Annotated in this window: 12 protein-coding genes; 1 reads left to right on the top strand and 11 read right to left on the bottom strand. The window is 72.7% G+C overall.

Going from position 1 to position 13,937, the window contains the following annotated elements:
* Positions 1 to 56: 56 nt before the first annotated feature.
* Positions 57 to 1,370, bottom strand: coding sequence for a hypothetical protein (locus tag U7230_RS04910; RefSeq protein ID WP_324717622.1), 1,314 nt, complete (start codon positions 1,368 to 1,370; stop codon positions 57 to 59).
* A 333-nt stretch (positions 1,371 to 1,703) separates the two neighbouring features.
* Positions 1,704 to 2,969, bottom strand: a complete 1,266-nt coding sequence (locus tag U7230_RS04905; protein ID WP_324717621.1) for a M16 family metallopeptidase — start codon at positions 2,967 to 2,969, stop codon at positions 1,704 to 1,706.
* Positions 2,970 to 3,206: 237 nt separating this feature from the next.
* On the opposite strand from U7230_RS04905, the gene U7230_RS04900 reads away from it, so the two are divergent.
* Positions 3,207 to 4,508 carry a glycosyl hydrolase family 18 protein gene (locus U7230_RS04900; protein WP_324717620.1) on the top strand — a complete coding sequence of 434 codons (1,302 nt, stop codon included), beginning with the start codon at positions 3,207 to 3,209 and terminating at the stop codon, positions 4,506 to 4,508.
* Positions 4,509 to 4,530: 22 nt separating this feature from the next.
* Here the strand turns inward: U7230_RS04900 and U7230_RS04895 are convergent, their stop codons facing one another.
* The 9 genes from U7230_RS04895 to U7230_RS04855 form a co-directional block, all read right to left on the bottom strand.
* Positions 4,531 to 5,556, bottom strand: coding sequence for a polysaccharide deacetylase family protein (locus U7230_RS04895; RefSeq protein WP_324717619.1), 1,026 nt, complete (start codon positions 5,554 to 5,556; stop codon positions 4,531 to 4,533).
* Between the two features lie 42 nt (positions 5,557 to 5,598).
* The gene (locus U7230_RS04890) at positions 5,599 to 6,447 is read right to left on the bottom strand and encodes a polysaccharide deacetylase family protein (protein WP_324717618.1); all 849 of its coding nucleotides are present in this window, start codon (positions 6,445 to 6,447) and stop codon (positions 5,599 to 5,601) included.
* A 52-nt stretch (positions 6,448 to 6,499) separates the two neighbouring features.
* On the bottom strand, positions 6,500 to 7,246 hold the full coding sequence (locus tag U7230_RS04885; RefSeq protein ID WP_324717617.1) for a cell wall hydrolase: 747 nt from the start codon (positions 7,244 to 7,246) through the stop codon (positions 6,500 to 6,502).
* A complete protein-coding gene (locus tag U7230_RS04880) occupies positions 7,216 to 9,405 on the bottom strand; it encodes an ATP-dependent DNA helicase (RefSeq protein ID WP_324717616.1) in 2,190 nt (729 codons plus the stop codon). The genes U7230_RS04885 and U7230_RS04880 overlap by 31 nt, the downstream gene beginning before the upstream one ends.
* A gap of 157 nt (positions 9,406 to 9,562) precedes the next feature.
* Positions 9,563 to 10,420 (bottom strand): hypothetical protein, encoded by an 858-nt coding sequence (locus U7230_RS04875; RefSeq protein WP_324717615.1) that lies wholly within the window; start codon positions 10,418 to 10,420, stop codon positions 9,563 to 9,565.
* Positions 10,405 to 11,067: a glycosyltransferase family 2 protein gene (locus U7230_RS04870; protein WP_324717614.1), complete on the bottom strand. Its 663-nt coding sequence runs from the start codon at positions 11,065 to 11,067 to the stop codon at positions 10,405 to 10,407. Before U7230_RS04870 ends, U7230_RS04875 begins: the two co-directional genes overlap by 16 nt.
* Positions 11,021 to 11,800 (bottom strand): copper transporter, encoded by a 780-nt coding sequence (locus tag U7230_RS04865; protein ID WP_324717613.1) that lies wholly within the window; start codon positions 11,798 to 11,800, stop codon positions 11,021 to 11,023. The genes U7230_RS04870 and U7230_RS04865 overlap by 47 nt, the downstream gene beginning before the upstream one ends.
* A 7-nt stretch (positions 11,801 to 11,807) precedes the next feature.
* Positions 11,808 to 12,992, bottom strand: coding sequence for a putative cytokinetic ring protein SteA (gene steA / locus U7230_RS04860; protein WP_324717612.1), 1,185 nt, complete (start codon positions 12,990 to 12,992; stop codon positions 11,808 to 11,810).
* An 85-nt stretch (positions 12,993 to 13,077) separates the two neighbouring features.
* Positions 13,078 to 13,896, bottom strand: coding sequence for a sporulation initiation factor Spo0A C-terminal domain-containing protein (locus tag U7230_RS04855; RefSeq protein WP_324717611.1), 819 nt, complete (start codon positions 13,894 to 13,896; stop codon positions 13,078 to 13,080).
* Between the last annotated feature and the right edge of the window lie 41 nt (positions 13,897 to 13,937).

Raw genomic sequence — 13,937 nt, 5'->3', positions numbered from 1 at the left:
CAACATGCTCCGGTCCTCACCGGCCCCCATCGATCCTACGCACCGGCCGCTTCGCTTCAGACCTGGCCCCTCACCATCACCAGGATCGGCGGTGCCCCCTCGGGAAAGCGGCCGGCTATGCCCTGGTCCCAGCGGCCCACCCGGATGCCGAGGGCGTGGTCCCGGCCGAGGCTCCAGCCTGCCTCGAAATAGAGATACGGCGCAGCGGAGCGGCTGCCCGGGACCTTGTAGACGAGCCGGGCGCCCCGGGCCGGCCATCCCGGGTCGAACCCACCCGGTCCCCAGGACGCCTCGAGGCGCACCACCCCGCCGGCGCTGAGCCACGTCGCCCTCAGCCGCCACCCGGCGCCGGGGGTGAGCCAGCCGCTCCAGTCCGGCCCGCCACCCCCCAGAGGATCCCACCGGACACTGCCACCGCCCCGGTGCCCGTCCCACTGCAGCTTACCACCGACTCCGGCCGCCCGCCCGGAACGGTCGTGCTGCTCATCGTCTTGCGTCGCTCCCTGCTCCCACTCCACGTGAAGCGCGAGGCGCCCCGGATCGACCTGCCAGCGCCGGCCCGCACCCGCGCGGTACAGGCTCTCCCCTTCCTCCTGCGGCCAGGGCCAGCGGCCCTCGAGCTGGACCCACGCCCCCGGGCTCACGGCCTCGGGTCCGGGCCCGAGGCGCCCGCTGGCCCGGATCTGGCCCGGCGGCGGCTGCCGGTCTGCCAGGAGCGGGGGCTCGAACGCCGGGCTGGCTGCGCTCAACGTCATCCGCCCTCGGGGCGGGCGGCGCGACAGGGCCGCCACGTGCACGGCCCAGCCTTGCCGGCCCTCCACGAGCGCGCCGTCCCGCCAGGCCACTTCCGAAAGCCCGGCAGCTCCCCGTACCTCGATACCGCCGTCCCCCCTCCAGCGCGCCCAGCCTCCGGCTGCTCCGCCGAGCCGGCGCACCGTGGTATCCGGCAACGTCGCGAAGGTGAGCCGGTGCAACCCCGTGTCGCTCACCACGCCCTGGACGCCGAAGCGGGAGGTGGCCCACTCCCCGGCCCACACCCGCCCCTCCACCCAGCGCCCGTGGACGTACCAGAGCGGCAACCCCCAACCCAGGAGCACGCGGGCGCTGCCCGCCTCCGGCTGCAGGCCTGCCTCCCAGATGCGCGTGCCGGGGCCGAAGACATCGCCGTCGACGAGCGGCAGAGGACCTGCGAAACCGCCGTACGGCGAGGCCGCGTAAGCCCCGATCCACCCCGCCGCCGCACCGGTCGCCCAGGCGAGGCGGGCCTTCCACCCCGGCCACTCGGCCGCCGAGAAGAGGCCGGGCGGGGAGGCCCCTCGTTGCCACCCTGCCGCCTCCAGGCGTACGGGCCCCGAGGACGCATCGCACACCGAGAAGGCCCAGGAGGCCGAAGGAACGGCCGGGTGCCGGGCGTCAGCCCAGCGGACCCCTCCTTCCCAGGTGAGGGAGAGCCCGGGCGGCCCGTCAGCGGGCTCGGGAGAGCTCCGAAGAGCCAGAGCGTCCCCATCCGCCCAGCAACGGCCACCGGGCGCGAGCAGCCCGGTGGCCGTCCACAAGAGAGCGATTGCAACACGTTGGCTCCAGCGGCTGCTTGCTGCGAAGACGGTGCGGTGAATGGCGCATACCCCCTCTGAAGGGGGTTCTTTCTGCGGAGCTGGGAGGGCTTTCCTCTCGGAGCCGCCCCTCGCGCGAGCCCGTCTCTCTCAGCCTGCCGCCGCCAGGCGCCGCTGGGTCTTCCAGTGCACGGGGCCCACCGCCGCGTACGCGTACCGGTCCGGTAGGAACATGGACGCAGCCAGGCGGTGCACTTGCTCGACCGTCACCGCCTCGATGCGGGCCAGCACCTCGTCCGCGGGCAGGTACGTCTCGCCGGTGAGTTCACAACGGGCCAGCCGGCTCATCCGCTGGCTGGTGCTCTCCAGGCTGAGCATGAGCGAGCCCTTGAGGTGCTCCTTGGCCCGGCGCAACTCGTCCTCCCGGATGCCCGAACCGGCCACGCTGGCCAGTTCCTGCTCGATGAGCTCCAGGACCGAGGTGGCCTTGTCCGGGCTCGCCCCCGCGTAGACCGTGAAGTACCCCGTGTCGGCCAGCGCCGTGTGGTAAGAGTACGTGGAGTAGACCCAGCCCCGCTCCTCCCGCAGCTGCTGGAACAGGCGCGAGCTGACGCCGCCCCCGAGCACCGTGTCGAGCACCATGAGGGGCCACTTGTGGGGGCTCCCGGCCTCCAGCCCCGGAGAACTCACGCACAGGTGGGCCTGCTCCGTCTTCTTGCCCCGCACCAGCCACCGGAACTCGCTCTCTACGGGGGACGACCGGCGCGGCCGATCTCCGGGCGGAAGCCCGCCGAACAGGCGCGCGACCTGCTCGACCAGCCGCTCGTGGTCGAGCCTCCCGGCAGCCGCCACCACCAGGCGCTGCCCGGTGTAGTAGGTCCGGACGAACTCCCGGACCTGCTCCGGCACGAACGCCCGCACCGACTGCTCGGTGCCGAGCACGCTGCGGCCGGCCGGATGGCGGCCCAGGGCGGCCTCCGCCACCAGGTCGTGGATGAGCTCATCGGGGGTGTCCTCGTACATGCGGATCTCCTCGAGGATGACCCCCTTCTCTTTCTCCACGTCCGCGGGATCCATCCGGGAGTGCAAGAGCATGTCCGCCAGCAGGGCTACCGCCCGGTCCAGGTGCTGGTCGAGCACCCGGGCGTAGAAGCAGGTCTGCTCCTTGGTGGTAAAGGCGTTGAGCTGGCCGCCTACGGCGTCGATACGTTCGGCGATGTCGCGGGCCGACAGGGTGTCGGTTCCCTTGAACATCATGTGTTCGATGAAATGACAGATGCCCTGCTGCTCGGCCCCCTCGTCCCGGGAGCCTACGTCCACCCAAAACCCGATGCTGGCCGAGCGCAGGTCCTCCAGCGTCTCGGTGACGATCCGAACCCCGTTGTCCAGGACGGTGCGCTGTACGCTGCCCGACAAGCCTTCGCCTCCTCGATAGGGCCGCCGCCGCGCAGTGGACCGCCGGCCGGTCCAGGACGACCTCCCCCATTATAGGCGCCCCGGCCTGCCCTTTGCCTGGTAGGGCGCAACCAGTCCCGCCAGGACGCGCCCCTGCCCCCACCGCTTCCCTGAAGGCGTGCGGGCAAGGCGCGGCGTAAGCGAGCCCTGGCCGGCGCGCAGCCACCGGCCCTCGGGAGGGGCGTCAGCCACTTCGTCGTGTCCCAGAAAGCCGTAGCCGTCGTCGTTGCCCTGATCCTCTACCTGTTGACCATGGGTTCGCAGTCCGGCAGCCCTCCGGGGCAGTCGACCGCTCCCCCGGGCAGCACCCAACAGGTCGAGGTACCGTTCCCCGCGGTCGTCCGGGTCGACCAGGCCGTCCTGCGGGCAGGGCCCGGTACTTCCTATGACCGGATCACCGTGCTCCATGCCGGCGCCGTCGTGACCGTCACGGGCCGGTCGGGCCAGTGGTACCGGGTCGAGACCGGCTCGGGCATCCAGGGATGGATCTGGGAGCAGCTGGTCGAGCGCTCCACCTGGCCGGCGGCCGATCCCGCCCAGAGCCGGGCGTCGGTGGTAGGGCGCAAGGTGATCGGGTACTACGTGCAGGACCCCTACCACCCCTCGTACGACTCGCTGGTCCGCTACACGGACCGGCTGACGGGCGTCGCGCCCTGGGCCTGGCAGGTGGACGGCTCCGGGCAGGTGCTGCCGGCCTCCGACGCGGCCGACCTGGGCCGGGCGCTCAGGGTCGCGGGGATCCGGGGCCTGTCGACCTTCGCGCTCGTCCACAACTACCAGAACGGTACCTTCGACTCGGGATCCGTGCACCAGCTGCTCTCCGACCCGGCGGCCCGCCGGCGCGCCGTGGACAACCTCGTCCAGTGGGCGCAGCGTTACGGCGTATCGGGGATCAACCTCGACTTCGAAAACGTGCCGGCCCGGGACCGCCAGGCCCTCACCGCCTTCGTCGCCGAGCTCGCCGCCCGGCTCCACGCCGACGGGCGCCAGCTCACCATCGCAGTGCCGGCCAAGACGGCCGACGATCCGTCCAACTCCTTTTCCGGAGCCTTCGACTACGCGGCGCTGGGGCGCCTGGTCGACGGGGTCTGGCTGATGACCTACGACGAGCACTATCGTACCGGGCCGCCCGGGCCCGTGGCCTCCATCGGCTGGGTGGAGCAGGTCGTGCGCTTCGCCGTCGCCCGGATCCCGCCCGCCAAGGTGCTGCTGGGCCTGCCCGCATACGGATACGAGTGGTCGGGCAGCGGCGCGGCACGGGCCCTCACGTACGACCAGGCGATGGCGCGGCTGGAGCAGCTGGGGGCCGCCCTGCGCTGGCACCCGGTGCACAAGGTCCCCTATTTCACGGCGGGCGCAACCGAGGTGTGGTTCGAAAACCGCTACAGCCTGGGCTACAAGCTGACCCTGGTCTCCCGGTACGGGCTGGGAGGCGTGGCCATCTGGCGGCTGGGCCAGGAGGACCCCGGCCTGTGGGACGTGCTCCACCTGGCCATGTAACGACCGGCCTCGCAAGCGCGGCTCAGGGCCGTGCGCTCGTATGGGCGGACGCTTGCCCCTCCTCCTCCAGGGCCGCCACCATCTGGCCGACCGTCACCGGGGTGAGGGAGCGCTGGCGAACGAGGGCGACGAGCCGGGGGAGCGCCTCCAGCGTCGGTTGGGTCGGGTGCATGAGCACGATGGCGCCGGGCCCCAGCTTGCGCTCGACCCGGTCGACGATGATCTCCGCCGGGGGGCGCTGCCAGTCGATGGTGTCCACGCTCCACATGGTCGTGTAGTGCCCCTCCTCGGCCGCGATCCGGACGATCCGGGCATCGACCTCTCCGTAGGGAGGAGCGAAGAGCGTCGGCCGCCTGCCGGTCAGCTGCTCCAGGAGATCGGCGTTTTTCGCGATGAGCGCCCGCAGCTCCGGGTCGCCCAGCTGCCGGGCGTGCGCGTGATCCCACCCGTGGTTGGCCACCTCGTGGCCCCTTTCGTGCATGCGGCGCACGAGCTCCGGAAACTTCTGCGCCCACCGCCCTGTGACGAAGAAGGTGGCCCGCACCTTTTCCTGCTCGAGCCGGTCGAGCAGGGCGGGCAGCACCTCCTCCCCCCAGTCCACGTTGATCGCGAAGGCGACCAGGGGGCGCGCCGATGGCCCCTGGTAGATGGCCCGATAGTGCAACCGGGTGACGGCCGGCAGCAGCCGGGTGAAGACCGGTTCGACCCGGGCGAACGGCGGCGCCGCCAGCAGCTTGCGGGCGGTCGCGGCCCGGTCCAGCTCCCGGCCCTCGGCTTCCGGGATCACCCGGCCGGTCGTCGCGTCCTCCTTCGCGTCTCGAGCCGGGCGATCCAGCTCCCGTCCCATGTCGTCAAGCCTGCGGTCCAGCTCTTCCGGCAGCAGCCACCCCACAGCCTGCCCGGCCAGGGTGACGCCGGGCTTCACGCCGTAGCGCAGACGGACCGCCGTGTCCCACAGCCACGGCAGGCTGGCCAGCACCAGCGCGCCGGCCACCACCCCGAGGGCCCGTTTGACCACCCGTGCGTCGACCGTGAAGAAAAGCCTCACGCCCGGCCCCCTCTCCCTTCGTTCCAGGACGGCGCCGGTCTCTCAGCGGCTCGGTGGGCGTTGCCCGGGCGGAGGAGCCGGCGGGCCGGGGCGTTGCGGCGCCGGCGGAACCGGGCGCGGGCGGCGGCGCTGCAAGCCGGAGTGGGGTTCGATGATGTAGTCGGAGTGGTAGATGAGCTGCGAGACCGGCACGATCTCGAAGCCCCGCTCCCGCAGCATCGGGATGAGCCGTTCCACGGCGTCGGGCGTGTTGGCCCCGTCGTTGTGGAAGAGCACGATATCGCCGGGCCCGACGACCCTCATGACCCGGTCGATGATGGCCCCGGCGCTGAGGTTCTGCCAGTCCAGCGAGTCGACGGACCACTGGATGGTGTAGTAGCCCAGCTGGTCGGCCACCTCGATGACCTTGTCGGAATACTCCCCGAAGGGCGGCCGGAAGAGCAGCACCCGTGGGCGGCCCACCAGCGCGTCGATACGCCGCTGGTTTTCCTCCAGCTCCCAGCGGATCTGATCCGGGGAGAGGCTGTTGAGGTGGGGGTGGGTATAGGTGTGGTTGCCGACCTCGTGGCCTTCGGCCACGATCTTGCGGACGTACTCCGGGTACTTGTCGACCCAGTTGCCCCCCAGGAAGAAGGTCGTCTTCACGCGGTGGTTGCGGAGGATTTCCAGGATCCGGTCGGTGCGCGAGGTGCCCCACATGGCGTCGAACGAGATGGCGATCCGGGGGTGGGCGGTGTCGACTTTGTAGATGGGCACGAGGCGGCTCAACAGCACCCGGGACACGACGGCCACGGTCTCGCTCCCGACCAGGTAGCTGGCCACCGAGGCCAACCAGACCACCGGCACCGCGATGAGCCAAAAGCGCGCTCCTCCCCGCCAGCGGAAGACCACCGTCGACGACCCCTGGTGCAAACCTTAGTCGCCGCCGGTGACCCGCTAGAACTCACCGGGTGAAAACGTGCCGGCCGATGCGCGCGACCACGGGGCGCCCGGCCCAGAACTCCGGGGTGACCGTCCGCTCCGGGTTGTAGAAGTAGAGGGCCCCGCCCGTCGGATCCTCGCCGGCCAGCGCCCGGTCGGCGGCCTGCCAGGCGGAGGAGTCGGGCTGCACGGAGTACAGGGTCTCGGCGCTGAACGGGAACTGGCCCGGTTGGAGGAGGACCTCCTCGACGGAGTCGGGGAACAGGGGACTCTCGACCCGGTTGAGCACCACCGCCCCCACCGCCACCTTGCCCTCGAACGGTTCGCCGCGGGCCTCGAGCCAGATGATCGCGGCGAGCAGGCGCCGATCCTGTTGGGAGTACCGGTACAGCCGGCCAAACCCGAAGGCGGGTCGCGCCGCCGGGGCGGGGGAGGCCGCGGCGGCGACCGAGGGATCTCGCCCGGACGGGGCTGCGTCCGGGACGACCAGCGGCTGGCCCACGGCGATGCGATCGGGATCGTCGAGGCCGTTGAGGGTACGGATCACGTCGACGGTGGTGTCGAAACGGCGGGCGATGCTGAACAGGGTGTCACCTTTTTGGATGACGTAGATCCGCGTGCCCGGAGGCGGACGGAAGGTGAAGGGCGAGGACGGGCCCGGCGCCAGCTTGCCGGCGGCATCCGGTGAAGCCGCCTGGCCTGCGCGGGCCGCCACCACCGCCACCAGGACCGCGACGCTCAGGATGATGGCAAGGACGGTCTTGTCCACTCGACGACCTCCCGCACGATGCGATGAGCCGGGCCGGCGATCAAGGAAGACCGGGGAAGCAGGTCCAAGAAACGATGTCGATAGGAGCGGGTCAGAAGGCGGGGGTCGGCGACCACCACCGCCCCTCGATCCTGCCGGGTGCGGATGAGCCGCCCGAATCCTTGCCGGAAGCGGGTGACGGCCCGGGGCACGCACTCTTCCCAGAAGGGGTCCCCTCCTTGCTCGGAAATCCGCTCGGCCCTGGCCCGGACCAGGGGGTGATCCGGCACCGGGAACGGCAGGCGGGCCAGCACCACGCACGAGAGCGTCGGGCCCGGGAGGTCGACCCCTTCCCAGAAACTGTCGGCGCCCATCAGGACCATCCCCTCGCCACGGCCCTCCCGGAACGCGTCCAGCAGGGCCGTCCGGGAAGCGCCCCCCTGCACCAGCACGCGCAAGCTCCCGGCCGCGGGGAGCGCCTCCATCTCCTTCCATGTTTCGGCCATCATCCGGTGCGAGGTAAAGAGCACCAGCAGGCGCCCCCCGAGCTCCACCGCCAGGGCCAGGGATAGCTCCGCCAGGCGTTCGACGAAACCGGGGCGGTCGGGCGCCGGGAAGTCCGAGGGCACCGCCACCAGCGCCTGGGAGCGGAAATCGAACGGGGACGGAATGACGCACTCGGTCAACGCCTCCTCCCTGCGGACGACGGGCGGCGCGCCGGAGACGCCCACGACCGCCCGCAGCAGCGCGCCGTCTTCGTCCCACTCGGCCTGCGCTTCGCCCGCCCAGGGCGCCGGCGCCGGGGAAGCCGGACTCGAAGACGGCCCGTCTCCGGCAGGGGCATCCCCGGCTGACGCCAGCCCGAGGCGGCGGCGCAGCGGCAGGAATCCGGCGGGGCCGTCAGCCAGGGTGGCGCTGGTGAGGACCGCCGCCCGCACGGCGCCGAAGAGCTCCGCCGCCAGCACAGGCCCCACGTCCAGCGGGGCCGCTCGCAACACGAGGCCGGGTGCCCGCGAAGCGGCTTCCATCCAGAAGACGTATCCCTCCGCCTGCGCGCTCGTGACCGCCTCCAGGTCCCGGGCCGCGCGACGTGCCCACCGGGCCACGGCGACGAGGTCGGCGGCGGCGTGCGAACGGGCCCCCTCCTCTCCGTCGCCCTCCTGGCCCGCCATTCGCTGGGCCAGTTGCTCGGCCTGCGAGGCGACCTCCTCCAGGGCCTCCTTCGCCTCGCCGAGAAGGGCCGGCCCGCAAAGGGTCTCGGCCATCCCCGGGGTCAGGCGGGCCGGGTGCTGGACGGAGCCGGGCGTGCGAGCCATGCCTGTCGCCATGCCCGGGGCTGCGCGCTCCAGGCCCCGCCGCAGCGCGTAGAACAACCGCTCCAGCACGGCCAGCGCTGCGCGCGCAGGCTCCCCCAACAGCCTCGAGCGGCCCCTGGTCAGGCGACGCAGGCGCGCCAGGACGGCCTCGCTCGAGAGCTCCACCCCCAGGTGCGACACGGCGACGTCCTCGAGATGGTGGGCTTCGTCCACGACCAGGTAGGAGAAAGCAGGCAACACGGCGGCCTCGCCGGAGTCGGCCTCCCGCCTGAGCGCCAGGTCGGCCAGCAGGAGGTGCTGGTTGGCGAGGACGAGCCGCGACTCCAGCATGCGGCGCCGGGCCGCGTGATAGAAGCAGGCCTCGTACAGGGGGCACCGGCGCCGGGGGCAGCGGTCCGGTTCGGCCGCCACGAGCGCCCACACCGTCTCCCACCGGCCGGGCGGCAGTTCCGACCAGGTGCCGGCGTGGGCGCGTCCTTGGTCGCCCGCCCCCTCGCTCCACCGGATCAGCTCGTCTATCGCCGGGCGCGGCGGCTGCTCTTCCGCCAGCCCCTCCAGCCAGTCGTGCTGCCCCCGGGCCAGGTGATCGAGGCGGAGCAGGCACAGGTAGTTGCCCCACCCTTTCGCCAGCGCAACGGGGAGGGCGCGGCCGAGGGCCTTCTCGGCCAGGGCAACGTCGTGGCGCAGGAGCTGGTCCTGCAGCGGCAGGGTATACGTGGCCACCACCGCGCGCCCCTCTGGGTCATCGTCCAGCAGGTGGGCGCCCAGGGGAATCAGATATCCCAGGGACTTGCCCGTCCCCGTGCCGGCCTCGATGAACGCGATGCCCCCGGCCCGCAGCCGGTGGGCCACCTCCTCGGCCATCCACGCCTGCTGCGGCCGGGCCTCGTATCGCGCCCCGAGAGCCCGGGCGAGAGCGCCGGAGGGGCCCAGGGTCTCGTCGATCCAGGCGGCGTTTCGCCCGCGGGATGCGCCGATCCTCGCTCAACCCCCCTGAAGCAGGCAGGCCCCCGCCGAGCGTCTAGCCCCTGGCGTTCGCGCGCAGCCGCGCGAGCGGGCCTTCCTGCAGCACCGCCCACCGGAAGGGGCGCTTCGGATGCCCCTCCAAGAAGCTGCTCAGCGACCAGCGGTCCAGGCCTACGTTGAGCCCGGCCAGCGCGGCCACCCAGGCGATCAGCGCCGGCAACGGAAGGCACTGGCCCGCCGTCCACCCCAGGGCCGACCCCAGGGCGTTGGCCCCCGCATCGCCCAGCATCGCCTCGCCCCGGCGGTCGTAGGGTAGATAAGCGGCCACGGCCGCGCTGACGGGCAACACGTCCCACCAGGCGCCGCGCCGGCCGGGCTCTGCGGCCAGGGCGAGCAAGCCCATCCCGGCAAGATAGGCGCCGGCCGAGCGCCCGGGAGCCGTGTCGAGTTGGTTGAGCAAGTTGGCCCCGAGCACGGCGCTGGCCGCGCTCAAGCCCGCCCGGGCGATGCCGGCTTGCCGCGCGACGGCCATCCCCGCCGCGCCGGCGGCCAGTACGATGCCGGCTGCCTTGAGGATTCCCGTGCGGGGCCGGCCTTCCTTCCAGGCCCTCCAATGGGCCCTCCATCCTCTCGGCCCCTGGCCGGCCGAGACATCGTCCAGCAGGCCCGCCAGGGTCGCCACGACGACCGGCCCGTAAGCCGGGGGCAAGCCCTGACCGGCGCCGCTCACCAGAGCTCCGGCCACCGAGGCGGCGGTCGTCGCCGCTCCGGCGGCCGTGGGGACCCGTGTGCCGCGGCGGCTGGCCCGAACGAGCCCGATCTCCTTCGCCGCTCTTGCCACCAGGGGCGTCCCCCAGCGCACCGCTCCCCACGAAAGGGCCGCCCCCGCGACCCGTCTCACGACCGTCGCCATGGCGCTTCCGTCCCTGCCCCGTCTTCTCCCGAGCGCGCCAGGCGCCAGAGGGTGAAGGCCACGTCCCGCAGCTGCCGGCCCCGGTGCAGCCAGCCGCCGAGGTCCCGCCCCGTCGCCCGGTGAGTGAACGGCACCTCGAGCTCGACCACGCGCAAGCCCAACCGCCCGGCCCGGATGCTCATCTGCAGCTCCACCCCGAACCGCAGGGCCGGGCCTTCGAGCAACGCGGGGGCGATCTCGGCCCGCAGTGCCCGCTGGCCGGACAGGGCCGCCCTGGGTTGCCACCCTCCCATCCTGCGCACCGCCCAGCCGGCGAGCCCCCGCACCAATCCCAGCCCTCCGCCGGAGCGCACCATGGGGATGGCCACCGCCATGTCCGCGTCCCCGCCGGCCACGGGCGCGCACAGAGCTGCCAGCGACGCGGCCGAGGGGCCCAGGTCGGCGTCGGCCAGCAGCAGGACCTCCCCGCCGGCCGCCCGGTACCCCGCGCGCAACGCTCCCGACTTGCCGGCGTGGCGCTGCAGTCTCACGACGCGGGCCCCTGCCTCGGCCGCCTCCTCGGCCGTGGAGTCGGACGAGCCGTCGTCCACCACCACGACCTCACGAACGCCCGGCACCGTCCACAGGGCGCGTACCGTCGGCCCCACCCGGCCCGCCTCGTTGAACGCAGGGACCACCGCGCTCACCGCTTTCGCCCGCGTGGACGCGCTCAAGCCAGCGGATCGCCTCCTCCTCCGTCACCTGCCCCTCCCGGCCTTCGACGAGGGCCGCGAGCAGCGCTGCCTGCCCGAGGGGCTCGTCCACGGCGTCGACCCACGCCGTCGCCGTGACGGGTGACGCCGGCAAGCTTGCGCTGGAAGAGGCCCAGAGGATGGCTTGCCGGGCCCGATCGCCCGGCGACGAGCTGGGGTCGTCCCCGGCCCCCACGAGCCCCACGACCCGGCTACAGGGGCCGACGACGAGGAGGTGTGCAGCGCCGGCGCTCACCGGGGCAGGCCCCGTGCGGGGCACCACCAGCCGGACGCTCGCGCCCGCAGCGCGCAGCAGCGACTCCACCTGCACGCCCGCGGCCCGGGCCCCGGGTACGGCGATCACCTCCACGCTCTGCCCGTCCAGGCTCCGGGCGACGACGGCCGGAAGGAGGTCCTTCACCGCCAGGCGATACCGCTCGAGTTGGGCCCGGAGTGCCTCCTTCTCCTCGGCGGCGCGGCGGATCTGCTCCTCGAGCTGCGCGAAGCGCTGCTCGAGCTGGACGATCACCTTCTCCTGCCCGGCCAGGAGATGGCCTCCCGCACCGGCCGTGCCTACGGCCACGCCGACCGCGAGCGCGACGAAGACGGCTGCGAGCGTCAGGCTGTGCTGGCGGACATCGGGGATCACGATGGCCTCACCCCACCCCTCCCACCCACATCCCCGCCCGCACCCGGAGCCACAACAAGCGGAGCAGGGTTCGGAGCCCCTCGGAGGCCAGGGCGACGGCCCCCAGGGAGGAGAGGGCGGCAGCTGCCAGCGACACGTAAGGCACCCAGCCGGGGCCAGGATCATAGAGCCGGGCCAATCCCCTCGCGTCGACCAGCAGGTGGCCCACTCGCATGCGAACCAGCACGGTGCTGGCCATGCCGGCACGCCCCTTTTCCAGGAAGTCGAGAAAGCCGGTGTGGGTACCCACCGCCACGATCATCACGGCCCCTGCCCCGTGGGCGAGCAGCAGGGCTACGTCTTCGCTCGTGCCCGGCGCCGGCAGCACGTGAGCGAACCGGCCCAGCCTGCGCACCCGGGCGAGCCCCGGAGCAGGCCCGCCGGGGTAGGCGTGGACGACCAGCTCCCTGGACTCGAGCAGCCCCCGGTCGCTCACGGAGTCCATGTCGCCCACGACCACGTCGGGCCGCCACCCTGCCGACAAGAGCGCGTCCGCTCCCCCATCGACACCGATCAGGACGGGGCGGGCGCGGCGGATGAACGGAGCGATCATGGCCAGATCCTGGCGGTACCCCTGCCCCCGCACGACCACCACGGCCGGGCGCCCGCGAATGGGGGTCGACAGGGGCGGGAGTTCCAGCGGCTCGGTGAGGAGGGCCTTCTCCTTCTGGGCGTAGGCGATGGTGTTGTCGACGAAGGCAGAAGCGAGCGGGGCCAGCCGCCGGCGGGCCAGTTCGAGCCGCGTCTCGATGTCGCGGGCGCTCAGGCGTATGCCGCGCCCCAGCGGCCGACCCTGTCGATCGCGGATCGTCGCTCCGTCCACCCGCACGATCTGGCCGTCTCGCACCCGCTCGAAAATGGCCCGGCCGACCTCGTCCACCACCGGGACGCCCGCCCGCGCCAGGACCAGGGCCCCCTCCACCGGCACGCTTCCGGTCAGGCTGCACAGCGCGTTGACGACCGCCGCCGGCCGCGCCTCCGCCAGCCCGGCCGCGGTGGTGGCATCCAGGTCCCGGTGGGCGATGACCGCGATCTCACCGGGCCTCAGCCGCAAGGCGAGGCGCTTCGTGAGGGAGTCCAGGCGAGCCCGGCCCTGGATCGGCCGGCCATCCCTGGCCGCTCCGCCCGGGAACGCAAGCCGCGCCGCTTCCACCTGCGGTCGCTCTCCTCGGCGCTAGTGTGAGCGGCGCCGGCCCGGAAATTGCATCGAACGCCCGGCGGGCCACCCGCAGGGGATCTCAGGCGCTTCGGGCGATGTCCGAGCGCACCTGGTCGGCCATGCGGGCGATGAACGAGGAGTTGGTGGGGCGCGTCCGGTTTTCGTCCATGAGGTGGGCGAACATGGACTCGATGAGCGCCAGGTTGCCCCGGGCCACCGTGCTTTCGATGGCGTGACGGATGGCCCGCTCGACCTTGAACGCCGAGGTGTGGTGCATCGCGGCGATACGCGGGTAGAGGTCTTTGGTCACCCTGTGCAAGAGCTCCTGGTTTTCCACGACCATGACGATGGCGTCCTTCAGGTAGGCCCGGCCCTTGTAGTGTGGGGGTACGCCCAGGTCCTCCATGTACCGCACGACCCGGCTCTCGAGCTCCCGCCGCTTGCGCTCCCGGTCACGCCGCCCGGCCGGCCGGGCCCCCGTGAGCATTTGCCGCAGGCGCTCCACCAGGGTCGGCACGTCGAAAGGCCGCACCACGAAGTAGTCGGCCCCCCACCCGTACGCCGCGCTCACCACCGAGTCGTCGCCCACGGGGCTGACGACGATCCACCGCTCCGGCCCCGGCCTGTCGTCCGGCGACGCCCCCCTGCGCCGGGCATGATGGCGCCACCAGGAGGTGAGCCTCTCGGCCCCAGAGGGCCCCCCCAGCCCGGGAAGCGCCAGGTCCAGCAGCACCGCGTGCGGCGGCCCCTCCTGCGACTCCGCCAGCAGGCGCTCCATTTCCGCGGCGCTCTGGGCCAGGCGCACCGGCCCGAACGCTGGGTCCTGCTGGAGCCTCTCTGCTACCGCCCGGCCGAAACCCTGGGCATCGTCGCTGAGCACCACGAAAAACGGTTGCATTCTTCGACCCCCCTCGTGGAGAGAACTCACCGAAGCGCCCG

The organism is Limnochorda sp. L945t, from assembly GCF_035593305.1.
GTDB lineage: Bacteria > Bacillota > Limnochordia > Limnochordales > Geochordaceae > Carboxydichorda > Carboxydichorda subterranea.
This window is presented reverse-complemented; position numbering and strand designations above follow the sequence as displayed.